This window comes from Paenibacillus vortex V453 (genome assembly GCF_000193415.1).
GTDB classification, from domain to species: Bacteria; Bacillota; Bacilli; order Paenibacillales; family Paenibacillaceae; genus Paenibacillus_AQ; species Paenibacillus_AQ glucanolyticus.
The window spans coordinates 24,021-49,821 of sequence record NZ_ADHJ01000055.1; the positions used below are offsets into that span (position 1 = coordinate 24,021).

19 protein-coding genes are annotated in these 25,801 nt (G+C 43.7%); 3 read left to right on the forward strand and 16 right to left on the reverse strand.

What is annotated here, in order from left to right; genetic code table 11:
• Positions 1-17 precede the first annotated feature (17 nt).
• The 9 genes from PVOR_RS28230 to PVOR_RS28270 form a co-directional block, all read right to left on the reverse strand.
• Positions 18-761, reverse strand: coding sequence for a sugar phosphate nucleotidyltransferase (locus tag PVOR_RS28230; protein ID WP_006212988.1), 744 nt, complete (start codon positions 759-761; stop codon positions 18-20).
• 16 nt (positions 762-777) lie between these two features.
• Positions 778-1,143 carry an EamA family transporter gene (locus PVOR_RS28235; protein WP_006212989.1) on the reverse strand — a complete coding sequence of 122 codons (366 nt, stop codon included), beginning with the start codon at positions 1,141-1,143 and terminating at the stop codon, positions 778-780.
• Positions 1,130-1,519 (reverse strand): DUF2304 domain-containing protein, encoded by a 390-nt coding sequence (locus tag PVOR_RS28240; protein ID WP_006212990.1) that lies wholly within the window; start codon positions 1,517-1,519, stop codon positions 1,130-1,132. The genes PVOR_RS28235 and PVOR_RS28240 overlap by 14 nt, the downstream gene beginning before the upstream one ends.
• A 9-nt stretch (positions 1,520-1,528) precedes the next feature.
• On the reverse strand, positions 1,529-2,254 hold the full coding sequence (locus tag PVOR_RS28245; RefSeq protein WP_234973118.1) for a glycosyltransferase family 2 protein: 726 nt from the start codon (positions 2,252-2,254) through the stop codon (positions 1,529-1,531).
• Positions 2,255-2,356: 102 nt separating this feature from the next.
• Complete coding sequence (locus PVOR_RS28250) at positions 2,357-3,745, reverse strand: DUF2142 domain-containing protein (RefSeq protein WP_006212992.1); 1,389 nt, start codon at positions 3,743-3,745, stop codon at positions 2,357-2,359.
• 253 nt (positions 3,746-3,998) lie between these two features.
• Entirely contained in the window at positions 3,999-6,290 is a 2,292-nt protein-coding gene (locus tag PVOR_RS28255; protein WP_006212993.1) for a glycosyltransferase family 2 protein, read from the reverse strand.
• 14 nt (positions 6,291-6,304) lie between these two features.
• Entirely contained in the window at positions 6,305-7,864 is a 1,560-nt protein-coding gene (locus PVOR_RS28260; protein ID WP_006212994.1) for a class I SAM-dependent methyltransferase, read from the reverse strand.
• Positions 7,861-9,090, reverse strand: a complete 1,230-nt coding sequence (locus PVOR_RS28265) for an ABC transporter ATP-binding protein (protein WP_006212995.1) — start codon at positions 9,088-9,090, stop codon at positions 7,861-7,863. The genes PVOR_RS28260 and PVOR_RS28265 overlap by 4 nt, the downstream gene beginning before the upstream one ends.
• 14 nt (positions 9,091-9,104) lie before the next feature.
• The gene (locus PVOR_RS28270; RefSeq protein ID WP_040681074.1) at positions 9,105-10,472 is read right to left on the reverse strand and encodes an ABC transporter permease; all 1,368 of its coding nucleotides are present in this window, start codon (positions 10,470-10,472) and stop codon (positions 9,105-9,107) included.
• Between the two features lie 161 nt (positions 10,473-10,633).
• Between PVOR_RS28270 and PVOR_RS28275 the strand changes: the two genes are divergently transcribed.
• Positions 10,634-13,093, forward strand: coding sequence for an O-antigen ligase family protein (locus PVOR_RS28275; protein ID WP_006212997.1), 2,460 nt, complete (start codon positions 10,634-10,636; stop codon positions 13,091-13,093).
• 70 nt (positions 13,094-13,163) lie between these two features.
• Here the strand turns inward: PVOR_RS28275 and galU are convergent, their stop codons facing one another.
• The 3 genes from galU to PVOR_RS31175 all read right to left on the reverse strand — a co-directional run bounded on the left by galU (position 13,164) and on the right by PVOR_RS31175 (position 16,615).
• On the reverse strand, positions 13,164-14,036 hold the full coding sequence (gene galU, locus PVOR_RS28280; protein ID WP_006212998.1) for a UTP--glucose-1-phosphate uridylyltransferase GalU: 873 nt from the start codon (positions 14,034-14,036) through the stop codon (positions 13,164-13,166).
• A 72-nt stretch (positions 14,037-14,108) separates the two neighbouring features.
• Positions 14,109-16,070 (reverse strand): hypothetical protein, encoded by a 1,962-nt coding sequence (locus PVOR_RS28285; RefSeq protein ID WP_006212999.1) that lies wholly within the window; start codon positions 16,068-16,070, stop codon positions 14,109-14,111.
• 167 nt (positions 16,071-16,237) lie between these two features.
• Positions 16,238-16,615: a hypothetical protein gene (locus PVOR_RS31175; protein ID WP_200860850.1), complete on the reverse strand. Its 378-nt coding sequence runs from the start codon at positions 16,613-16,615 to the stop codon at positions 16,238-16,240.
• Between the two features lie 86 nt (positions 16,616-16,701).
• Between PVOR_RS31175 and PVOR_RS28295 the strand changes: the two genes are divergently transcribed.
• Positions 16,702-17,451, forward strand: coding sequence for a MerR family transcriptional regulator (locus PVOR_RS28295; protein WP_006213001.1), 750 nt, complete (start codon positions 16,702-16,704; stop codon positions 17,449-17,451).
• A 92-nt stretch (positions 17,452-17,543) separates the two neighbouring features.
• On the opposite strand, the gene PVOR_RS28300 is transcribed toward PVOR_RS28295, so the two are convergent.
• The 3 genes from PVOR_RS28300 to PVOR_RS28310 all read right to left on the reverse strand — a co-directional run bounded on the left by PVOR_RS28300 (position 17,544) and on the right by PVOR_RS28310 (position 21,802).
• Positions 17,544-20,057 carry a U32 family peptidase gene (locus PVOR_RS28300; protein WP_006213002.1) on the reverse strand — a complete coding sequence of 838 codons (2,514 nt, stop codon included), beginning with the start codon at positions 20,055-20,057 and terminating at the stop codon, positions 17,544-17,546.
• A gap of 378 nt (positions 20,058-20,435) precedes the next feature.
• Positions 20,436-20,663 carry a hypothetical protein gene (locus PVOR_RS28305; RefSeq protein ID WP_234973119.1) on the reverse strand — a complete coding sequence of 76 codons (228 nt, stop codon included), beginning with the start codon at positions 20,661-20,663 and terminating at the stop codon, positions 20,436-20,438.
• Positions 20,664-20,704: 41 nt separating this feature from the next.
• Complete coding sequence (locus PVOR_RS28310; protein WP_006213004.1) at positions 20,705-21,802, reverse strand: DNA alkylation repair protein; 1,098 nt, start codon at positions 21,800-21,802, stop codon at positions 20,705-20,707.
• 418 nt (positions 21,803-22,220) lie between these two features.
• On the opposite strand from PVOR_RS28310, the gene PVOR_RS28315 reads away from it, so the two are divergent.
• Positions 22,221-23,429: an MFS transporter gene (locus PVOR_RS28315; protein ID WP_006213005.1), complete on the forward strand. Its 1,209-nt coding sequence runs from the start codon at positions 22,221-22,223 to the stop codon at positions 23,427-23,429.
• Between the two features lie 164 nt (positions 23,430-23,593).
• On the opposite strand, the gene PVOR_RS28320 is transcribed toward PVOR_RS28315, so the two are convergent.
• On the reverse strand, positions 23,594-25,549 hold the full coding sequence (locus PVOR_RS28320) for a GTP-binding protein (protein WP_006213006.1): 1,956 nt from the start codon (positions 25,547-25,549) through the stop codon (positions 23,594-23,596).
• Positions 25,550-25,801: the final 252 nt, after the last annotated feature.

Below are 25,801 nucleotides of genomic sequence, written 5' to 3' on the forward strand. Positions count from 1 at the left end.
TACCTCCTACCAGCCTACTAGACTTTAAGCTTGCCAAATTCCTCGGTAAATAATAGATCATGTGCCAACTCATTTGCTCTTGCAAGAGAAGAGTGTGTGCCCGCATCGGTCCACCATCCGTTTAAAATATCATACGTGAGTTCACTTCTTGCAATGTATGCATTGTTAACATCGGTGATTTCGAGTTCTCCACGAGCAGAAGGCTTCAGTGTCTTAACAATGCCAAAAACATGATGATCAAACATATAAATTCCTGTTACTGCATAATTAGATTTTGGGTTAGACGGTTTTTCTTCTATTGAGATTATTCGATTCCCTTGGAGTTCGGGCACGCCAAATCGTTTTGGATCTTCTACTTCCTGTATAAGAATTTTCGCTCCATGTTGCTGCTTTCTAAAATTCTGAACGAATGGCGATAGATCATCTTCAAAAACATTATCACCTAGAATAACAACCATTTGATCAATTCCAACAAAGTTTTCAGCAAGATCTAAAGCTTGAGCGATCCCACCTGCTTCATCCTGAACTTTATACGTAAAAGTTACTCCCATGTCACTTCCACTTCCAAGTAGGTTTACTACATCACCCATGTGGTCCTTACCTGTTACAATTAGAATATCCTGAACATCCGCTTGTTTCAACTTATGTACAGCATGAAATATCATTGGGTACTTTCCAACTGGCAAGAGATGTTTATTAGTTACTTTAGTTAAGGGATACAAGCGTGAGCCAGTACCGCCAGCTAGTATTATGCCTTTCATTTAGAATACCTCCTAATTAATTTGTGGCTATGAAAATAACACCAATAAGTATAAGTGAAGCTCCTATCCACTTCATCAATGATACTGGTTCATTAAACATATATACAGCAGCAAAGATACCAAGAATATAAGCTATGGATTGTGTTGGATAGGCTATGCTTAAAGGAATTCTCGACAACACAACAAACCATATTAAAGTAGCTATCACATAAAGCATTAGACCAGAGAATATTATCGGATTAAAAATTGCTTTCCAGGATTGAGCTAGGTTTACTCCTCCCATTCTTTCTAAACCAACTTTGAAGAGTATTTGTCCTCCTGATAACATAATTACATTTAATCCCAACAAAAGATAACTGAATGCAGTGCTATTTTTTAACATCCCTATCCTCGCTCTTCAACTTTAATTGTATAGATAACATTTCTACATTTCTTTTCATAATTCCAATTTCTTGAGTTAGATCTTTAATTTTGTTATTGGCTTTTGAGATTTCCAATGTTGCAGAAAAGGAAATACATATCAAACCAAAAATCGAGAACAGAAACAATGCATTTACAGGAAGTTCTATGCCCAATGATTCCGAGAAAAAGCTGAAAACTTTAGGGAATATGGATAGTATGAACAATAACACTACAACAGCGATCCAAAGAATAGAATATTTTAATTCCAGTCTGTATCTGCTTAAAAGATTTATTAGTAAAACTACACAGAGCAGCGAAGAAGCTATTAAGATAACCTGTAATTTAAAAGAGATCATAGCCCCTCCTTACGAAACTTGCTTTCTCATTCGATCTATAACTATAGCTAGTGATACTTTGGTCATGTAATATATGGATTTTAATGAAGTAATAGATGAAGTACCTTGTAACCTTGGCTCCATGATTACAGGAACCTCCATAATTTTTAAGTTATTTCGCTTTAAAAACATAATAGATTCGGGTTCGGGATAATCTACTGGATATCTATTGGAAAACAGTTGAATAACCCGCTTATCGCATGCTCTGAATCCAGATGTAGGATCAGTAATTAACTGGCCGGTAAGTATTTCTAGAAGTTTAGAAAAATAGCGAATGCCCAACCTTCTCATTGCTGTAGATTGAAATCCCATTTTATTAATATATCTTGAACCAATAACTAAGCTAGCCTCACCCCTAAGAATTGGGTTAATGAGATTTTCTATATAAATTGGATTATGTTGACCATCCCCATCTAGTTGAATAGCAATATCATAATTATTATTCCGAGCAAATTTATATCCTGTCTGTACAGCGCCACCAATTCCTAGATTGCATGGTAGATCTATCAAATGCACGTTATAATTTCTGCATATTTGAGAGGTATTATCAGTAGAACAATCATTAATTACAAGAATATCTAGATCAGTATTATAAATACTATTTATATTTTGAAGGGTTGTTTCGATATTTCCTCCCTCATTAAAAGCTGGTATTATTACCAATATCCTCATTTTTTTGTTATCCCTCCATTTCATTTTATAATAAATAGTCCACTAATTTTGTAATCCTAGCTAAATATTCTTGAAATCCAGACGAGTAAGCGAAAAAATTGTTGAGAATAAGTGACATTATTACTTCTAATAATACCGACTGTATATAAGGCTAATTGATATTAAATTAAATAAAATCATTAAAAATGCAGCTGAATAATAAACGTAGTTTGTATATTTCCGGAAAATGTATTTGAATCCATAAATCAATACTAAATTAATTGGAACAAGAGAAGTGAACAAATATCGTCCTTGCAGCATGAAATTATGGTATTCCCTGAAATAAATAATCTCTACTAGATATAAAAAGAATACATTCCCTAAAGAAAAAAGCAAACAGAACAAAACTATTTTATAATTTTCTCTTCTGCGAATTATGCCATACACTGCCCCAGTTAATCCCGTGATCACAATTAGAGCAATCAATTTATAAACCAAGATCGAATTGAATCGGGTATCTAACCACCCAAATTTAGCCCAATATGTCCGTATCCATAGATCGAAGAATCTATTCCTGCCTGCTTCATTTAAAAAGGCATTTTGAAAATACCATTTCAAACCAAGTGACGCATCACCTTGTGGTTGCATTGATACGCCACCAGTGAAAGAACCATAGTGTCTTAAACTAAAGAAGGCCCAGGGAAGGTATAAAATAAGCAGCGGCACAGAAACCATCACAGCAGAACGCAGTGTAGATTTCATTCCGTATTTTTTTATAAAAATTAAGAGAGCTGAGAATAAAATAAATCCACAAACATATACCATATGAGCTTTAATAATCAAACCAAATCCACAAAGTAAACCACCGATGATAAGTGTTTTTTCACTAACAGATTCTGTTGCTATAGTAAAAAGCCAAAGCAAAAGCGCTATAGAAACAACATCCATCATGATATCATTGTTTACCGCTGAACCAATCATTGAAAACATCGGATGCATGCCCGTTGTAATTGCTAAAACTGAAGCTAAAAAATTTGAATTCGGCTCTATTTTTTTGCCAGCGAAATACGCCAATGTAACAGCGACCAGACTTAACAATACTGAAAAAATCCTAACAGCATAAAACCGGAAAATTATTGTGGATTCATATCCCAATTTGTAAAATAAGGATGCGAAAAAGTAATAACCTGGCGGATACCCTGCGGCAAGATTACTTCCATCAGAAACACGTTGTAACGGGTTATTGTTTTCAGGCTTTGAGAGCATGTCATAAATAGGTTGATTAGTGGTATATTTTGACTCTGGATTGAAGGCAACTTCATTAAGTTTAACAGCCATTGTAAATAAGTTTAGCTCATGAGAAAAAGATTGTTCGGATGTTTGGATAGGTACCCTGTTTTCTTCACCCATAAATTGGACATATGCAAAATGAACAGGCTCATCAGGGTTTTGTAAGGGGGGAATAATGAATGTCCAAACCAACCCTTTTATCAACATAATGGTTAATATAATCCAGAGAGCAAAATTCTTCTTCATTAAAATACCCCGCCTTGACTTCAATATCTCATTGTTATTTTTCAAGTAATTTCAAACAATGAATTCTCACTAAAGAAGCGAGGGAAATTATCGAATTGATCACCAATTTATCATGTCAGCCATTTTCTCTGCTATTAATCACTTAGAGTAGAGACAAGATACAAATATCAAGGTAATATATCTGCTGACCTCAAACTTAAGTCTTCAAAACTTATACGATAGAGTCCGATTCCCCCTAATACCAAGTCTATTTCTACTTTATTAAAGAAGCCTCTATGTTTAGAGCATACCCTGTATCCAAAGAAAGATTAGGATTATAGTAAGGATCTTCTAGAAGAATATTTCCCCATTTATTTTGCAGGTATAATGCTTCTTTGTTTAATCTAATTAATTTCTCATTAGATAACAAATCATCTCCTCGAGTTTTTGACTCATGATGAATCATCTGAACATAAGGTAACCATATATTTAAGTAACTTTCAGATCTTAGTTTAAGACAAAAATCCACATCATTGTAAGCCACCGACAAATTCTCGTCCATCCCGCCTACTTTTAGATATATCTCTTTTTTCACCATCAAACATGCAGCCGTCACAGCAGATACATTCTTAACAGATAACATTGCCCCAAAATATCCCGGATCAGTTATTGGACGATTGTGATGTCCATCTCCGGCAGCTCTTTGTTTACCTAAACCGAGAGTTAAACCAGAATGTTGAATCGTTTTATCAGGGTATATTAGAAAGGCACCTACTGCCCCAAGCTCTTCTCTTACTGCCTGTCCTACCATATCATCAAACCAATTAGAACTAATAACCTCAATGTCATCATTTAATAATAAGAGAAGCTCTCCACTCGCATTTTCAACAGCTACATTATTTATTCTTGCGTAATTAAATGGCTCATCAACTGTTATGATTTTTAATTGATCCTTAAGGATACTCTTCCATTTTTCAAAAAGTAAATATGTATCTCTTAGAGAACTTCCATTATTAACAATAATAATCTCATATTTTTTATCCAACAGTGTTTTCGTTAATGAACTCAAACATTGATCTAGCAATACGCCGTCTCTAGTAGGAATGATAATGCTAACCAGTGAATCAATCCTATTATTATAGTGCACTCTATAAAAATTCGAGTAACCCTCGAGTTCCTCAATGTAACCATCAATCCCTCTTCGTTGTATAGCATCATTAACTGCTTTTAGTCCGGCATAATGTGTGTAGTTTTTAGCTCCTGGACCAGACGCGGTCGATTCAGGAATAGTTCTCCAGTGATATAGAATTTTAGGGATATGGTAGATGTTGTGAGTTAGTTCGCTTACTCTCAAAGCTAAATCGAAATCCTGACTACCTTCTAACCCATTTCTAAATCCTCCAATTTTCTTAACCAAAGATGTACGATACACTCCAAAATGGCAAACATACATATGTGTCATTAATAAATCAGGTGACCAGTCTGGTTTAAAAAATGGCGAGTTTCTCTCACCTTCTACACTAATTTTGTCTTCATCACTATAAATCATATCAGCATCTGGATGTTCATTAAGGAGTCTGACATTTTCATATAATGCATCAATTGTTAACTCGTCATCATTATCAAGTAACCCAATGAATTCTCCCTGTGCAATACTAAGAGCAGTGTTTGATGATTCAGAGATGTGACCATTCTTTTCTCTGAAGACTACCTTTATTCGGGCATCACGTTCTGAATACTCCCTAAGTACTTTCTTAATATGGGGTTTAGGTGAAGCATCATCAGCAATACACAGTTCCCAGTTAGGATAAATCTGATTAATCACTGAATCAATACATTTCCGTAGCCAAATCTCATCAACATTATATACCGGCAAAATTATTGAGATTAACGGCTTGTATGTAAATTGCTCGACTTCTCTGTTAATCTTTAATTTATCCTCATCTGACAATTGATTTTGTATAATCCATATCTGGTAAGCCTGAGCACTAGTTTCCGAATCTATCCCCAATGTACTCTTTGCCTTTCTCCATATTGCCTTTAGCCCTTGAGTTTTGTAAGTTCTATAAGTTTTATTTATTATATTTTTAAAAGTTACTAAACCACCTCCTCTTTCCTTGAGAATTCTACTGAATGATGCTAACAATACATCTAACCTTGTCGTTTTTCTGAAATACAGATTCTCCAAACCGAAAGTTAGCTCTCTTTCCCCAGGATCCAACCGAAGATTGATCGTTCCTACGGGGATGTATATAAATTGTTCATATTTCAGGCTTCCAGGCAATATAGCACATATGACTTTACTATCTTTTTCAGAAAATCCTTCTCCAATATCCCAGTATAACTTCAATGGGATGTATTCTTCAGACTGGGAGAAATATGAAATTTTATTCCATCCACCAAAAAAATTACCTTCGATTAAAAAAGCAGGATCATTGCCATCTGAAATCCATTCCCCCCCTGACTTTCTTAAATCTGAGATAGGTTTTAGTCTTATTTTCGTTTTAATTCTAAATATTCCAGTTATCACAGAAGTTAATTTATCTTTAAATCTCCCCAATTTCAAAACCTACACTCCTCTTAAGTCTTAATAGTCCCTTTAATCAACTTCCAAACCCTAGAGCTATAAATTCGATTTAACTCATTACTTTTTAGTTCTAACTGCTCTCTAACAATCCTCATCTCATTTTCATTATTAGACTCTATAGTCCTCATTTGCAATTGAAGTGTCTCATACTCCAGTTGCATTCTTTTTAATTCTTTCTCTTTTAGTTCAAGTAATTCTAAAGTTTCATTTTGTTTATTGGTTATCTCAGACACTACACTATTCAAATTGTTAATTTCAGTTAATCTGTTTTCGCAGATGTCATTTAATGCAAGAATTTCATTCTTAATCTCAGGAATAATAACTCGATAATCATCAAAGAACCTTAAAACATCGAATTCTATACGATTCAGATTAACATTAGAATCAAACTTAATAATTATCTGTGGATCGTCCTCTTCAAAAAGATAATTATTTTTATGATTAAAACTATAGTTTCCTGATATCGTATATCTTGAAAATGCTTCTCCAATATTATCAAACAGTCTTATGTTATATATTTTAAAAATGCCCATATAATTAGAGGGATCAATTCTAATCGAGGCAATAGAATTGTGATAGTTAACTTCCTTAGAAAAGTGTCTCACCGTATGTCCGTGAATATGTTTTATAGTATGACTGTTTTGCTCATTGTAGCCATGCCCCTCATCAATGAAAACTTGAATATAATCAGTCTCATCCTCTTTATTAATTAATTGTTCCATTGGAACATTCAGCTTTGAACTCATAAGGGCCGCAAGTCTATAAAAATTAATTACTAATTCATTGATTTTATTTATTCTATCTTGAGGAATGTCGCAGTGAGGTTTCATTTGAACAGCCTCAATACTTCTTTCCTTACCCACAACAAATATTTTCCGATAGGAGCTATCAGTAAAGTCATAATCAAATAAATATCTATTATAATAATCGTCAATTTCTTGACGATACATTAATAACTCAGGATTGGAAGCAGCAATAAAATGAACTCCCATTAATTTTTCCCATATATCTATATTCCCATGATTAAAAACGCAATACGGATAATGGTTGTTTTTCAATTGACTCTCCAACTCTTCGTGTTTCGGTAAACCGTTAGTTGAATGTTCTTCTAACCAAATAAAATCAGTTTTAAAGAATAGGTTATATATTTTATTTACTCTCTTTTCAGCTTCAATTATCTCTGTTGAATAAAACGGTGCAGTGAGCACAAAGAACTGAGAGCTAACTCTATATAATTCATTAATAAAATCCCCTCTTTTCTGGGGAGGGATATGTTCGAATACATCTAAGGCTACTACAATATCAAACGAATCATTTGAAAAGGACATTTCTGTGGCATCGCCCAAAATGTATCGTGGGTTATTTAAAAGCTGATCGGGAATTTGTATGTCCAGATAAAAAATCATGTCATCTGGCAAAAATAATTCTAGGTTCTGGTGCTCATTAGCCCCGACCTCAAGGATTCTAAATACCTCATTTTTCGTACGAAGACGATTTATTAGATTCGCAACATTCTTGTATCGTTGATACTGATCAAAAGAAATATTGATCATTTAACCACTTCCCATCTATGATTCAAATAAACAAGACCCTCCGAAAAATAATCATTTGTAACTACAAATTGATTGGCATTCTCCTTATAATTTAAACAGATTAAACCTTCATTGCTAAATATTCCAACATCAATACAATAAGTACCTCCCATCAATGGAAGCTTCGGAACTATATATTTTATACTGTGTCTCCCAAAACTTTTTGGGATCTCTATTTTTTCCAAGTGAGTATTAGGACCAAAAATATAGTCTCTTTTGGGTGTATAAAGGGCTACTCCAATTAAAATGTCTTCAATAAAATTTTCATATATTTCATAGATAACTTCAATTTCTAATTGGTCGAAGGATTTAAGTTCGTCTTTGGTAATATTGACGTTAGTGATGGAAGCAAGTATATTTGGGTCTTCTGGCAATATAATTGTTTCCTCGTCACTTTTATCAAAAGCTCTATTAACAGCAACGGAGTTTGTATTCGCAGCTCCAAAATAATCATTGCCATGCTTCATGTAATCTTCATATAAATCTACAATCTCACTCGATGCACCTTCAGCCTTAACTTTACCTTCTTTAATCCAAACTGCTTTGTTACAAAATCTTTTTACTTGTTCCGTTGCATGGGATACAAATAATATAGTAGTCCCGTTTGACTTCAATTCCTTCATTTTCTCAATACATTTTGTCTGAAATCGAATATCTCCTACTGCCAATGCCTCGTCAACGATTAGAATATCTGGTTCAACATTAATAGAAACAGCAAATGCTAGTCTTGCAAACATTCCACTTGAATACACTTTTACTGGCTGTTCTATAAATGTCCCTATATCAGCAAAATCGATAATTGAATTGATCTTCTCATCCATTTCTTCTCTAGTGTAACCCATCATTAATCCATTCAAATATATATTTTCTCTACCAGTATATTCAGGATTAAAACCAGCACCTAATTCAAGAATAGCGGATATTTTCCCATTTACGATAACCTCCCCAGAACTTGGAGATATAACACCAGTGATAAGCTTAAGTAATGTAGATTTACCCGACCCATTCTTCCCGAGTATTCCCACTGCATCACCTTTATTTACAATAAAGGATACATCATTTAAAGCATTGAATTCCTGATGATATTTTTTTTTGTTGGGACTCAAAGATTCCTTTAGACGATCTATTGGTTTATTGTATAATCTGTACTTCTTTACAATGTTTTTAACTTCTATCATTGGTTTCATAAAATATTCAACTCCTAGAGTACGTCAGCAAAGTGAGGCTTCAACTTTCTAAACACCACTGTCCCTAAAGTAAAAATGCTTAGACATAATATCCAAAAATATAATGTCTCATACGGTCTCTCATAAAACAGGATCTTGTCAATGAAAGTATCTCTATAGCCCTGTACAATATAAAAAACAGGATTAAGCTTAAAGATGTATGCCCAGAATTCTGATAACATAGCCACCGGCCATCCTATAGGGGTAAACCAAAAACCCATTTGTAGAATTATAGTTATAATCTGGCCTAAATCCTTGAAGAATAACACTACTGCAGATGTTAGAATAGATAACGATAGAACCAAAACTATCAAGCAAACAGAGTAATATATAAATTGAAGATTATAGATTGTCGGATAGTAACCGTACGCAGCAAATACAACGAATAGAAAACAAATAAAAAATAAATGAACAAATAATGCAGAAACTATTTTCACTACAGGTAAGAGTTCTATTTTAAACACAACTTTTTTTACTAAATAACTATATTCTTGTAATGAGTTGGTTGCGCCTGAGAATGCTTCTGCAAAGAAGAACCAAGGAACGATACCTGTAATAAACCACAAGATAAATGGAACTTCTGAAACGTTACCGCTTCTAAGACCGACCTGGAATACAAACCAATAAGTTAGAATAGTCAAAAGAGGATTTACAAATCCCCAAATGACTCCAAGATACGATGAGGCATATTTAGTTTTAAAATCATTTCTCGCTAAGTTTAAAATTAAGCGGTTATTAGCCGTAATAGTTCTGAAAAATTGGAAAATGGTTTTCAGGTATCTAGTTATAAATACAATAAGACCACTAAAAATAATACTAATAACAATATTTTTAACCTTATGACTATAACTCGTATTATGCACCGAATCCTGGATAAATTGCTGTACGCTAAATTCTATATAAGGATCATTTCCCAAAGAATAAATCTCGAGCCGATCTTCAAGTACATTCTTTAATTGTAGTTGATTGTATGAAGCTTCTTTTAGTCTTTCCAGAAAAATAGGAACTTGTGAATTAGTAGAAATAATCAACGAACGAAGTAGTATATCACCTTTGTTCGTTCCAAAATCAATTCGTAATTGACTTGTGTCCTTTGGAATTTGATATTCGAGAGTTTTCCAGTCTCCTGGAGTATTATAGTCCAAGTGTAAAGATTTTTGTTCTTCCCACCCTAAGTTATCTTTAGAATAAAAAACTTGATAATCATCTGAGAATTCTGATTTCACTTCAAAGCTTAGTAAGACATTGTAATTAGATCGATTATATATTTCCAAGATAGAAAAAGAACCTATCATTGATATTACTGCTATTACAAACAAAAGAACTCTCTTAAAACGACTCATTAGACTTCCCCTTATTTGGTTTACTTTATAGAAAAGCGATTTAATATACTTCTGAATTAATTCAAGAGTTACATTTCCCCAGATAATGTTTACTATCTTGGTTATAATATAAATCATATGCTAGAATATTGTCGTATCTACAAGAAAAGGAGCTAATTACGTTGTCGAATCCAGTATACGGTAAAAAAGCCGCCGCGTCGAGGAAGGGCGATACGAGATCGGTTTTGTTTTGGGTGTTAATATCAGGAATTATTCTGTTTCTAGCTTGGACTCCTTTCCAAACAGCTCTATTTAACGGACAAATTTTAGTTTTTGAGAAACCGATTTTCTGGGCTTCAATCTTATCATGTCTTTTATTATTTCTCTGGATTGCAAATAGCTTTAAAAGCATCCAATTAAAAGATCAAAGGGATTGGCTAGCTGTAGGTGTGCTTTTACTTCCCTTAACTTACATACTCTCGCTAACTAGTGCCGCCTCCCATGTTCTTGCCATGAATATGGTTATCATTAATTGTATCTACGCTATTATGTTTATCATTGGACTGTACGTACTCCGTGACAAGTTAGGGAACCGAATCATTCAAAGTACGATTATGGCTGTAGCATATCTTATTGTTGGTTTCGGTCTACTGCATTGGTTTGGCCAGGGCAGAACTGTAGGTGCCATTGCAAAATGGTTTTCTAACACGGTCTTAAACGGTACATATACTTATGCTGTCATGACCGACTCTAATGGTCTTCGTCTGACATCGGTGTTCCAATACGCAAATACTTATGCGGCTTTTCTCATGGCTTTCTTGTTTGCAGCAGTTTTTTTCGTAACGACATCTCGAAAATGGTACAGTCAAGCTTTTCATAGCTTTATGCTGGTACCCATCATAGTATCGCTGCTCTTGACATTGTCTCGTGGTGGTCTGGTCATGCTTCCCGTAGTATTTATTCTGTTGCTCCTATTCCTGAAGCCGGCTAAACAATTATTGTGGATCCTATACTGCGGTATAGCAGGTGTGGCTTCGCTGATCATTTCCAAACCAGTAACAGAGCTGGGGTTGAGTTTAAATGAAGCATTCAGCAGCAGTGGTGCCCTTAAGGGCTGGGGAATTTTGCTTGTTACGTCCGCTATCGTAGGACTCCTCGGGTGGGTTATACAAAGTCTTATCGCTCCTAAACTTGAAAAAGCTCTAAGCAATTGGTCAATTAAAAAAACCTCCAACCTATGGATCCCACTTGGCTCCGTTATAATTGGAGGCCTGCTGATTATTCTATTTATGGGTACTGGGTTAAAAAATATACTCCCGCAAAGCATCAGCGTCCGACTTGAGAACATTAACTTTAATCAGCACAGTGTTTTGGAACGCTTTACCTTCTATAAAGATGCTATGAAGGTGCTGGCTGACTACCCGATAATTGGTGCCGGAGGCGGAGCATGGGCTTCACTCTATGAGCAGTATCAGAACAACCCATACACAAGCCGTCAAGCGCATAACTTCTTTTTACAGTACTTGATCGAGGTCGGCATTGTCGGATTCGTGATCTTCATGTCGTTTATCTTATATATATTCTTTAAGTATATTCGTGGTTATATCAAAGGTAGTAAAGATGAGCGCCATAGTCACTTCCTATATCTCATCATTGTCCTTTCCATTTTGATTCATAGTATTTTGGACTTTAATATGAGTTATGTGTTCATGGGAATTCTTGTATTCCTGGGCCTTGGTGGTATGGCAGCGGCGATGGAGCATAGACCGGTTAACAAATGGAATGTAAAGGATTCCACTGCTAGAGGCGCATATAGCGCTGTGGTTGGTCTCAGTGCTGTTCTTGTCTTGATTACATCGATTCGATATGTTCAAGCTGCCGATGCAGCTGCGGAGGCTCGCAGGGTCATCCAGGTTAGTACCTCTTATGAAGAGATCAAAGCCCCTCTGGATAAAGATCTTAGCATCCGTTCGAGTCATCCAGACTCTGTTCTGCTTCTATCATCTCTCTATCAAACGGTTTATCAGCAAAACCAAGATGAAGGCTTCTATAATGCTTCAGTTGACTTACTTAACAAAGCACTGGAAGACGAACCTTATAACAAATTAATGTTGCGAAGTTTAATGAAATTATATGAAATCAAGCAGCAACCGGAGCAAGCATACGAGGTCTTGATCCAGAACGCTCAAAAGTTCAACTGGGACATTGAATGGTACAAGGACATCATACTGCAAGGGTATGAACTCGGCATGAAGGCCCTTGGAACAGGCGAAACTTCTAAAAAAGACGAGTACTTTATGAAGGCGACCGATGCATTCTCTAAAGTCCAGAAAGGCATTCAACACCTGAAGACGTTGCCAGAAGGACAACTCCAGGGGAATCCCTTTGAAATTACACCGGATATGATCCTCCATGCAGGAAAAATGTATTACATGATGAATCAATTGGAGCAGGCAGCCAATGCCCTCAAAATAGGCATCCAGGAGGATCTTACGCAGTCATCCAATCAAGAGATCGCTAGATGGTACCTAGCTTCGCTTCAGAAGCAAGGCCAGAGCGATGAAGTGCTGCTTGAGAAGTTAAAGCAAGTTGACCCGAATGCACAGCACAATATCAAGCAGCTAATAGATCTTCAATTCTAAAACAAATAGCGGGCGCATTTCCAAGCAGACCAACACCTGCTATAGGAATGCACCCGCTATTTTTCCTAAATCATCTCACTTTCCTCAATATATTGCTCATATAAGCAATCAAATCATCTCTCAACTCTTCCCGCTGCAATGCGTAATGAATACTGGTTTCAATAAAACCCAGCTTCTCGCCGACATCATGGCGTATGCCATCAAAATTGTAGGCTATAATCGGACTCCGGCAAGCTAGTACAGACAGCGCATCAGTCAGTTGAATTTCCCCGTTCTTCCCAACCTCCTGATTCTCCAGCAAGTCAAAGATCTCCGGCGGCAAAATATAACGGCCCATGATGGCCAGGTTGGACGGTGCCTCTGCACGGGACGGCTTCTCTACCAGCCTTGACGTTTCATAGATTCGTTCTGATTTCTGCTGGCCATCTACGATCCCGTATCGATTAACTTCGTCCCACTCGACAGGCTGAACGCCCACAATGGCGGATTGATATGTATCGTAGACCTTCATCATCTGCCTCAGGCAAGGCACCTCCGACTCCACGATATCGTCACCGAGCAATACCGCAAACGGCTCGTCTCCAATGAATTTACGCGCACACCAGATCGCATGCCCAAGACCCTTGGGCTCTTTTTGCCGAATGTAATGGATATCCGCCATATTGGACGGCTTGCGCACCTCTTCGAGAAGCCCCCACTTGCCCTTCTCCGCTAAATTATGTTCAAGTTCAAATGAGGAATCAAAATGGTCCTCGATCGCCCGCTTTCCTTTACCCGTCACGATGATAATGTCCTCAATGCCGGAAGCCACAGCTTCTTCTATGATGTATTGGATAGTAGGCTTGTCCACAATAGGAAGCATCTCTTTCGGCATTGCTTTCGTGGCCGGCAGGAACCGCGTGCCCAGTCCCGCGGCCGGTATGATCGCTTTACGAATGTTCATCCTATCTTCTCCATTCTCGTAAGTCTCCCACATATTGATGACATTGTACCATGAGTCCGATCAAACCTTCGATTAAAACCGATTTTTGTCAAAGTCAGGTAGCTTCAGCGTAAAGGCCGAGAACGACTCCTTGGAGTCGGGGAGGACGACGGTCACTACCCCGTCATCAAAAACATGGTTCGGCAAGGCTGAGGTCGTCGCCTGGTACTTATCTTTCATATCGACCGGAAGCTCCATGAGCACCTTGCCATAATCCCTGCTAGTGATGATGACAGGAATTATCTCCCCGTATTCACGGTTAGTCTGCATGCGGATGCTCAAGCTCCGGTCATGATTAAGCACAACTTGCACATTCCCTAATACGGCGCGATCCGCCTCGGTCATCTCCCAAGCAAGATCACCCACAAAACCACCGGATCCATCACCCGCCCGCTGAAGCCGCTCCACGATAGCCTGAAAGGCTTGAGGCTCCGTCTTCATAGCCGCCTCCGTCTTACGCAGCTCATCGCTGATTTGCAGTGTAGTGTTCATGACGTGTCTATTGGCCAAGGCAACCTTTAATCCCAGTTCCTTATTCCACTGTCCGAGCGGCAGGAACACCTTTCCGTCGACGACCACTTGCTTGTTCTGGCTGGCTGCAAGTTTGCTCGTTCGACTTTCCCGCTGGAACAGCAGTTCCTTACCCTTCACCTCATATTGGATATGGAATGCATCGGCGAACTCCTTCAGTGGAACGTAATACAGGCCGTTCATGTGGAACGCGGGCTGCCCTTCATAAGAAAGCACGCCGTTACCGGATGTCACCGCGACCGGAAGCGTCAAATAGAATAGGCCCTCATACGAGAAGGAGTCCCAGTAGTTGACCCAATCCCGGTACTGGTCGTACTCGATTTTGAAATGTTTCCCTTCCGGGACGTAATAGAAGGACGGCGGATAGGCGCCCGGATTAGAAAAATAGTATTCGATGACATAGAGCTCATCCGATGCCCACCGAATCCCGGTAACATACGCTTTATATAAGGCGTCGTATTGCTGTACCAGCTTCAAGGTTTTAAGATCATACATGTACACTTTGCCGTTCTGCGTCTTGTTGACGCCTCCTGAAGGATCCGCAATGATCACCAAGTACTTGCCGCCGGGGGAAACAAAGGTTTTTACTTCCTTGACCAGCCCCTTATAGAGAGAGACGGTTTTGCCGCCGCTGCGACTTCCCTCCACGGTCCATTGGTAGGTACCGTTTTGGTAACTGTTCTTCCATTTAATCCTGGTCCCTCCGGCCATAAAACTCTTCGTGGACGTGGATTGCTTGGAATCATATGCCACCCGGTTCTCCGTGACTTTGACCGCGCTGCCCTTCCCTCCGCCGAATGTAACGTTATAACAGCCGGTCAGTTGGCTAATGGGGCAATATACACCAAAATTCTGTGAAGCCGGAGCCGGCGAGAGGCTGTAATCGGTTTCCGTCACATCCTCCGAAGTGATTAACCGCCCCCCGGACAGCTTTCGCTTGTTGTCCACCAGTGAGTAATACTGGATTCCGGTTTTTTCCGAATATAAGGAGTACAGGCCGAGCTGGGCTTCAAGCCCGACTCTTGGCCCCGGCTGGATCTCCTTCACTTTTCGCAGCGACAAGGTGGTGTAATCAAATTCATAAATAATAGTAATTTCACCTTTTCCTTGGACAGGGCTCTGTACCGCTACCGTATAGGCTTTGAGTCCTTGAGGCGTGTCCGCGACAACCCCATCCTGCATATTGAAACCGTTCGTGGACCAAAACCGGTAGTGCGACGGCAACAATGTCTTATCGGTAAAATCATATTCACTCACCTTTTTCATCCCGGTATCAAAGCTGATCCGGGTTGTACGGACCGTGACTTGATTCTGGGTTCCATCAAAAATGTAGGTTGCCCGGTGCCTTACCTTTTCCTTCCCATCGGCAGCAGCTGCCGACGTAATCCCCTTCTCTGGCAAAACGATCAGCAGGGCACATAGCAGCAGAAAAGCAATGCACCTTCTTCTTGTGTTCGTGATCATGCTAAAGTCTCTCTCCCATCTCAAATCGTATATGAAGTAGCCAAGAATGACTCCCTTGGACCTTTATCGGTTCTTGGTGCGACTTTGGAAAGCCAAGGCCGATATCTTGAGATAGAGAATTCGAGCATTTACCCATGGAACGGGCAGCCCATCACTTGTAAAAAACTTCATTCGACAAAAAGCCAAAATGTTGATTGCTGATGATAGAAAGAAACGTCTACATCAATAATCTCGAAATTCACACTGATCCTGTTGGTGGACGTAGGGAACGCTAATCTCGCCGCGCAAAGCGCAGTTATAGAGATCGGTGGTCTCAAATTTGGGCGCAGTGCAGCTAAATATAATCCTGTTAAAAGTACACCTGCGATCGTGAGACCAGTGAGTGTACCGGAGTAAAGTGTATTTTCAAAGACGGTTTCATATATGGATTGCATCCCATACTTGACTACCACCATCACTAACACAAATTCAAGGACCAGCAACAACACCAGCTCCCGCCATGTCCAAGGGTCCTTCTGCTTCCAAGTCTCCGTTCTACTCATCATCCATTCCTCCAGATTCTCTGTGATATAATTCCACTATAGAGAGTGACGTGACGTCACCTGCAAGTTTTATGTTCAGGAGGAACGGCATGAATCGATGGACAACCGGGCAAGTAGCCAAACAGTGGAACATCTCGGTCCGAACGCTGCGCTACTATGATCAGATCGGTCTCTTAAAGCCAAGCGAGAAAGAGGATAACGGACGCCGTTACTATTCGGAAGACGACCTGTTTACGCTGGAAAAAATCACGCTCCTTAAATCGTTGGCGCTGCCGCTGGAGGAGATCCAAAATGTGCTGGACAAGTTATCCTACCGCGATATTTTGACTGCGCATCACAATCATCTGCAGGAACAGCTGTCTTTGTTACAGACCCATATTTCCAACACCACCTCCCTGATCCATATGACCGATCTGGAGGGTTCGCTCTCCTGGGAGCGAGTATCCCACCTTGTACAGAACGCACAAGCGAGCGCGAAAAAATGGACGGATTATTTCGAGGAAGAAGAGCGCGTCTTTCTACAGCAGGCACTCCCGAACCTCAGCCACAATGACCGGATGACACAGCAGTACGTCTCACTGCTCCGGAGAATAGAGTGGTGCGTACAGCAGGCTATCCTGCCGGAATCCGATGAGGGCTATAATATAGCCAGCGAATTAATGGCGCTGTCCAATGAAACTTTTGGCGGAGATGAAGACTTGATGGACAAGTTCTGGGAAGTGCGAAAGCGTCCGGCAGAAGAATCCGGGCTGTATCCTGTCTCGGAAGAGGTGCTGGAATTTGTGGAGCGGAGCATTGCATATGTGGAAGAACGGAATAACATTAAAGAGTTGAGATAGGATAGAAGTTATATTCATATTCTCCAGACAAAAAAAGCACATGTCAGCCCAATCGCTGGCATGTGCTTATATTTCATAAAGATATCCGTTCCTTACTTCACCAACTGCCCCCGCGTTACCCCAAGCTGGTTGGTTGCCTTCAGCTTCTTCCATACCTGGGTACCGTTGATCTCACCGCGCAGAGCGCGGTTGTAGAGATCGATGACCTCATGGACTTGTTCCGGCGTCTCTTCAAGAAACTCCACGCGGTAGCTGGATACGCCCAGCTCCATGAAGTTCGCGAGATACTCGGCGCCGGACTGCTCGATGGCATTATATACCGTGTTACGGCAGCCTTCGTCTACCCGAACCGGGTGGGACATGCCGATCCGGTCCTGCAGGGACACGCGGCTCTCTTCGCACGGACGACCGCAGTTCGTAAAGTCCGTTCCTTCGCTGAGGAACGTGCAGTACACGCAGTGCTCCGTATGGAACATCGGCAAATGCTGATGGATGACAATCTCCATTTTGGACGTGTCGGCCTTACCGAGAAGATCCACCATCTGCTGGATGTTCAGGTCATAGGAAGGCGTGACGGCATCGCATCCGGCTTCGACGAACAGGTCAACCGCCTTATGGTTGGCGATGTTCAAGGAGAAGTCGCCGATCAGCCGGGGATGCTTCGCCCCCGGGTTCTCCATCCGGTGGCGCAGGTAGAAATACAGCGCACCGGTGTTGCGCACCAGCACGGCGTCCGGCTGGAGGCGCAGGATGTTGTTGTGGTAGCCGTTCTCGCCCGGCATGTGAATGCGCGGCGTTGCCAGCGCAATCTGTTTGCCGGCTGCACGCACGGCTTCCACCGCTGCCGGGAACTGCTTGATGAACTCGAAGTCGGCGTAGATCATCTCAACGCCGGCCTCGAGTGCAGCCTGCACCTGCGGCAGGCTGCGGCACAGCGCGGTGAGCTTCGCCTCACCGCGGCCCACGGGCGCTGCGGGCACAGCCGCATCGCCATACACCGCCACCGCCCGTTTCACGTACACGGGCGGTTTAGGCCGCTCGCCGGCGAGCAGCTCCACCGCACGGCGGCGGATGCTGTTGAGCTCGCGAATCGGCACGATGACGTCGCCGTACAGGTCGACGTCCAGTGCCTCAAGCTGGAACACCGTTCCGCCCAGGCGGCCAAGCTGCTCCTCCAGAATTTCCTGGCTGAGCGGACGCTTCTGGGCAATCTCCAGTTCCAGCTCCGAATCCACCTGGACCGTCGTGCCCTTCTGCACATCGGTCCACCAGGTCGACAGCAGCTGTCCGGGACGGCCGCTGACACGCACATGTACCGGGAATACCCGGTACGGCTTCTCCGTCTCGTACGTCTGACGGAGGCGCTTGTCCAGTGCCGGATCATTGGTCTTCCAGATCCGGTCGCCGACATGCAGCTTGCGCAGGTCCACGTCGCTCCGGCCGGGAACAATATCAATGATCCAGCCTTCCTCCGCTTCGCCCTCCAGCTTCACGCCCTTGCGCCGTAGGTCGTAGACGCGTCCGCCTTCTTCTTTTTTCGTAGGATCTCCAGCATCGAACACGATGCCGTCCCCGCGTTTGAGCGGCGCATCCAGCTTGCAGACAACACCGTCGCGCAGAATCTGCTCTACCCGGCCGAGATACACGCCGCGGCTTTTTGGAAACGTACCCTCAACCAGCTTTTTATTGTTCGTTCCATCCAGGAAGCCATGCGTGAAGCCGCGCGAGAAACTCTGCTGCAGCTCACGCACCTCTTCCTTGCTCGGTCTCGCATCTTCCCCGTCGAAATACCGGTCAATGGCCTTCCGGTACTTGCTCACGACGTTGGCCACATACTCAGGGCTCTTTAAACGGCCCTCAATCTTAAACGAAGTCACGCCCGCTTCGATCAGCTCCGGCATCAGATCAATGGCGGCCAGATCCTTTGGCGAGAGCAAGTAGGCGACGTCGCCCATCGGCTTCTGCTCGCCATCCACGATCAGATCATACGGCAGACGGCAGGCCTGCGCGCACTCGCCGCGGTTCGCGGAACGACCTCCCCACATTTCGGAAGTCAGGCACTGACCCGAGTACGATACGCATAGCGCACCATGCACGAATACTTCCATCGGCAGTTTTGCCTGCTCCCCTATCTTCTGGATTTGCTTCAGATTGTTCTCGCGTCCCAGCACGACGCGCTCCATATTAAACGGCTTTGTGAACTCGACAGCCTCCGGCGAAGTGATTGTCATCTGCGTAGAGCCATGGATCGGGAAGTCCGGCGAGATTTCGCGAATCATTTTCACCAGACCCAGATCCTGCACAATCACCGCGTCCACCCCGGCATCCACGCAAGCATCAATCAGTTCCTTGGCATCCTCCAGCTCGTTCTCAAACACCAGAATATTGAAGGTCAGAAATCCCTTAACCCCGTAACTGTGCAGGAAGGCCATAATTTCGGACAGCTCATCCATCCGGAAATTGTTCGCCCGTGCACGGGCATTAAACTTTTCGACTCCAAAAAAGATCGCGTCCGCCCCATTCGCCACGGCAGCCCGCATACAATCCCAATCCCCTGCCGGCGCCAGCAATTCCACGTCTTCTCTTTGTATTGCTTTCGTGTCCATCTATATCCTCCCAGACCGGTTCATGCCGGTATACTGTGTACTACTATTCTTTCATTGAAACCAACAAGCCATACTCTATTTTCATAGAACAGGGCGTTTCACATCTATATCAATTGGTTGTTAACACTTGAATAGCTCTTCAACTTATCTAGTGTACCAAAAGTCCGGCTTCTCTTCTACCTGCTAGCTTGATTTCCACACATTTGATAGTGCTGCCATAATCCGCATGGCGCTCAGTTTTGCACAAAACAAAAACAAGCCCTCCCCTTGGAAGGCTTGCCTCACATGACCTGCTACGACCGCTGCCTGGCATGATCACCGTGCGGGGCTAGTATTATCATCTCTTTCTTTTGCATACGGGGATTACTTCCTCTTTCCTCAACCAGGGATCTGGAATACTGCATGTTGATCTCCGTATCCTTTAGTCAGAGCCTTCTTAACATCTCGGCGGTCGACAGCCATCCAAGCATGCCCCGGACCACGCACCGTGCCGTGCGCCAGGGAGCAGTCGCACACGATGTACAAAACTTTGGAACGGAACTCTCCCGTACCGTCAACCCGGTCCGGGATTCCTTTGCCACAGGTTTGCAGTGCAACGTCCTGCACCCAGGGTTTGTCGGTATACGTCCTGCACAAGTCCCCTACGCTTACTCCGCGCCCTCCAGCACAAAGTCCATGCTGGCCAATCGCTTGCCGTTCACCACAATGTGAAGGCGGTGATCACCGGAGTAGAAGCGGCGCGTCGAGATCGGCTTAAAGGATTGCTTTTTCTCGACCTTCCAGCTTCCCGGTGAATAGATCTTGTCCGAGCATTTATAGCGTTTCGGCGCAAGCTTGCCGTTCGCCTTCATATAATCAATCTCATAATCGATGCGCAGTGCCATCGGATTACCCGTTTCATTGACCACCTGAAAAACAAACTCCAGGTCGTCGCCCATCGCGATCACAGACCGCTTGATGCGAAGCTCGCGGACTTCAAGTCCCTCAAGCTCTTCCAGCTCCACATATCCGAAAATAGCCAATGCCCGGATGTCCCCTTTTCGCAGCAGAGAACGCAGCGCATGACGCACGATCCAATCCGTGAGAGGATGCTGGCCATACCACTTCGCGGCAATCTCAAGCACAAGCTCCGGGTGGTCCTTAGAGATATCGTTCAGGTGATTTGCCACGCTTTTTCTTACATAGAGGGAAGAGTCCTCTTTCAGCTGCTCCAGGATCGGCAGAGCCGGACGCGGATCCTTAATCAGCGCCGGCAGCTGCGGGGCCCAGGGCAGGCGCGGTCTGCAGCCCTCGCTCGCCAATCTGCGCAGATGCTCATCCTCAGACCGAGCCCATGTCATCATCTGAGTCAGCATCCGTTCCTGATCCTGCATAATAAAGGGGCGCACGGCAAACTCCGCCGTAGAAGAATGCGTGAATACCGCCAAAGCCTCCATCGAGGTCTCCAGGTCTTCCATGCCATTAACCTCAACATAATCCGGAAAAAACACATATTCAACGCCTCTAAAATGCGGTGCCACCTGTTTAAGGATCTGCACAGCATCGGGGTAGGAAGCGGGCAGCGTGTCCGTTAAGGCCATCGTAATATGACGAATGCGCTGCTTGAACTCCTCCCGCTCCCAAGCTTCATCATGAACAAGCCCCATGAACCGGTTCACATCGAATGCCGGATAGGCTTCCTTTAACCGGTCGGTCACATGTTGGAACAATGTATTCGAATATAGATCCTTCAGCGTTTCTCTCATATCAGTTCTCCCCAAAAAAATAATTTTACGATATTATGTCAACGTCTTATCGATTCCTGAAAACCCTTTATTTATGCGATGACCAGGGGATTCCAAGCCATCCTGAAATGAGCCCTTAGCCTCCATCCACCCGTACCCAGCCTCTTCCCATTCCATATCATGTGGTGTAGGATGAAGTTGCACGCCTTTCGCTTTAGTGCGGTAGTCTGGGTGATTCCAGTTTACCGAATTTGGGGGGCGTTTTGCTTTATCCGAATTGTGATATCCCTTTTATGGGAATGACCGAAGTTAAGATTTCGATATTTATAAATAACCCAAGAGACCGTGAACAACTAATACATACACCATTATCTATCTAAAGATTGGAGGGGAAGCCCGAAGGATTACAACAAATCGCACATCAGGAGATGAAGAAGACATGGAAAGTTGGAAAAAGAATTTATGGATACTATGGTTCGGCTCCTTTATTGTTTCATCAAGCTTCTCAATGGTCATACCATTTCTCCCGCTTTTTCTGATTGAACTCGGCGTTACCAAGAATACGGAAATGTGGTCGGGACTGCTGTTCAGTTCCGCTTTTTTTGCGGGCGCCTTGTCCTCTCCCTTCTGGGGAGCTGTAGGGGACAAATACGGGCGCAAGCCGATGATTATCCGTGCAGGGCTCGTGCTCTTTGTCATCTATGTTCTGATGGCGTTTGTAACGAATGAGTACCAGGTATTGATTCTCCGCCTGCTGCAAGGCCTTCTCTCCGGCTTTATCCCGGGCGCTATCGCAATCGTCGGTACCAATACCCCTGAGAAAAAGGTCGGTTATGCCCTCTCGATGATGTCCACGGCAACCGCCACCGGCGGCATCATGGGTCCCATGATCGGCGGCACGCTGGCCTCCCTGTTCAGCAACCGAATGGCATTCGGATTGGCAGGGATGCTCTGCTTCGCAGCTACGCTGCTCGTCATATTCTGGGTCAAAGAAGAGAAATTCGTACCCAGCAAGGAGCGCGTCTCCGTCATGAACACCTTCAAAGTCGCCGGACACAACAAAGCGCTCATGACCGTGCTCATGCTCACCGTTCTGACGCAGTTCTCCGTCATGACAATCGAGCCCGTACTGCCACTCTATATCGCTCAGATTGGCGGCTCTTCATCACATACTTCGATGATTGCCGGCTTCGTCTTCTCCATCGTCGGGATCGCGAGCATCTTGTTTGCAGCTAGGTGGGGGCGCTTGGCCGATAAAATCGGATTCCAGAAGGTGCTCCTGATCGGCCTGCTGGCCGGCGGAATCGGATCGCTCGCTCAAATCCTGTTCAGCAATATTTGGGCGTTCTCAGCCATCCGCTTTGCCTACGGTGCGTTCTTCTGTGCCGTATTCCCCGCACTCAACGGCCTTGTTGTCAAACATACGCCAAGCGAATTCCGCGGACGGGCGTTCAGCCTCAACCAGACGGCCAACCAGATTGGCGGCATGGCCGGACCGCTCGTTGGCGGTTTGGTCAGCGGCGTTTTTAACATTCATTCGGTATTCCTGATGACCGGCGTCTTAATGCTGATTACGACCGGCATCACCTATTGGACGATGCGCCCTTCGCGCCAGCAGCCAGTAGAAAAAGGATCCCTCTCTTCATAATCCTCTTGGACTGCGCACGCGTTAAGATCGATATGATGCATGCGCAGCACCTTCCGGACCTAAATAAAGCCTTGGTATCCCTTATTTGCCCATATTTCTTGTCTGCACTGCTGGACGCATTATCACTCGATTTCCTAGCTGTACGCCTATTCGCTTCCGCCGACCTACACATGCATATGCCGGTCGGCTTCATCCCAAGGCACAGCATAACCGCTGCCCTTCGCACAAAAGATGGAGGAGGAGCTGTATTCAGGATCGGCATTCTTATCGTATCCTTTACGATCAATGACATCTGCCTCGTTATGACAACGGTCATAACCGCCGTAAACAAGGGATATCGCACCTCTTCCTTTGGTATAGGCGGCTAATTCCATACTGTAATTCATCATGGTCGATACAGGAGCTGACCCCGTGACCGTTACCTTGTCCCCTGATGTTTCCGGCGGCTCAAAGTTGGCTTTCGCCTGGGTCAGATCCGACATCAACCGTCCAATATGCTCCACATCCACCTTCACCTTGAAGTGATAGTAAGGCTCCAGCAGCCTATTGCTTGCTTTCTCCAGGCCCTGGCGAAGGGCTCGGTAGGTAGCTTCCCTGAAATCCCCGCCGTGTGTATGCTTGTTGTGCGCCCGCCCCTTGAGCAGGGTTATCTTGATATCAGTGACCGGAGAGCCTGTAAGCAGCCCGTGATGATCCCTCTCACCGACATGCTGGGCAACCAGATGCTGATAGTTGACCGGCAGAACATCGGGATGACAAGCATTGGCAAATACGATGCCGCTGTTGCGATCTCCGGGCTCCAGCCGGAGATGCACCTCCGCATAATGCTTCAGCGGTTCGAAATGGCCGCAGCCCACAACATCCTCTGTGATGGTTTCTTTGTATAGAATCTCCGGTTCACCGAATGAAATCCGGTATCCGAACCGCTCGAACACGATGCGCTCCAGTACTTCAAGCTGAATGATCCCCATCACGTGAATATGAATCGCCTGGGCCGGCTCGTCCCACTGCACGGACAACGAGGGGTCCTCCGCATCCAGCAGACGAAATCCGCGCAGCATATCCTTGGGATGAATGGAGGATTCAAACAGCACCTTCGACTTCAATGTCGGTACAAGCTCGTATGCCGTCCGTCCGCTTAAAGCCCCGAGTCCGTCTCCTGCCGCAGCCGCAGAAATACCCGTCACCACAAACAGATCACCCGCATGCACCCGGTCGGTATTCATGACCCGTCCCCCGTTGATCAGGCGGATAAACGTCACCTTCTCCCGGATCATCTCGGCTCCGGACACATAAACGATTTCATCCCGCACCTGCAGCGTTCCGCCCATGGCTTTGATATAGGTCAGCCTCGTTCCCTGCTCATCATGGCGAATCTTATATACCCTCCCGGCAAACTCCGCCCCGGGATCATAATCCGTAACGGTCAGCAGATCCAGCTGATGCAGAAAATGAGTCACCCCCATATTCTGCAGAGCAGAGCCGCTGAAGCAGGGGAAGAGTTGTCCTTCCCGTATCATCGCTGTCATCGTATCCAACCACTGCGAAACCTCATATCCCTGCTCCATATAGAGCTCCAGCAGCTTCTCGTCCCGCTCTGCAATCGCCTCTATAAGAGAGGACTGCATCACGCCTTCGTGCAGCACATCCTCCTCTGTGATCATGCAGGCGTCCTCGGTAAGCTCATGTCGAATCTCTTCAAGCACACGCGGCACATCCGCGCCCACCCGATCGATTTTATTAATAAAAAAGAACGTGGGCACCCCATGCTTGCGCAGCAAATGCCATACCGTCTCGGTATGACCCTCGACACCCTCCACGGCACTGATGACAACAATCGCGGCGTCCATTACCCCAATGGCCCGCTCCATTTCCGGGGAGAAATCGACATGACCCGGTGTATCGATCAAATAATAGGTAGAGCCGTTGAACTGCATGGTCGCCTGATCGGCGAATACGGTGATCCCGCGTTCTTTTTCAATATCATGACTATCCAGAAAAGCGCTCTGATGATCCACGCGGCCGCGCTCCTGGATGGTATCGGTCATATATAACAGCTGCTCTGCCAGCGTGGTTTTCCCAGCATCCACATGAGCGAACATGCCTATTGTTTTTTTCATCCGCTGTTTCCCTCTTCTACAAGCCGATTTCATTGATTATAAATACACTCACTATTTTAATTTTAACATATCGAACCGCAAAAACGGCACATACGTTCTATATGTCACCAAATAATTTGGCGATATCCCCGCTGTCTATATCAAAACAGCTGCCCCTCTGCACCCCATGGATGCAGCTGGACAGCTATAAATGATGCCGATAATGAACCCTATTGCAATAAAAAGATCAGATGAGTTCCTTCATGTCTTCTA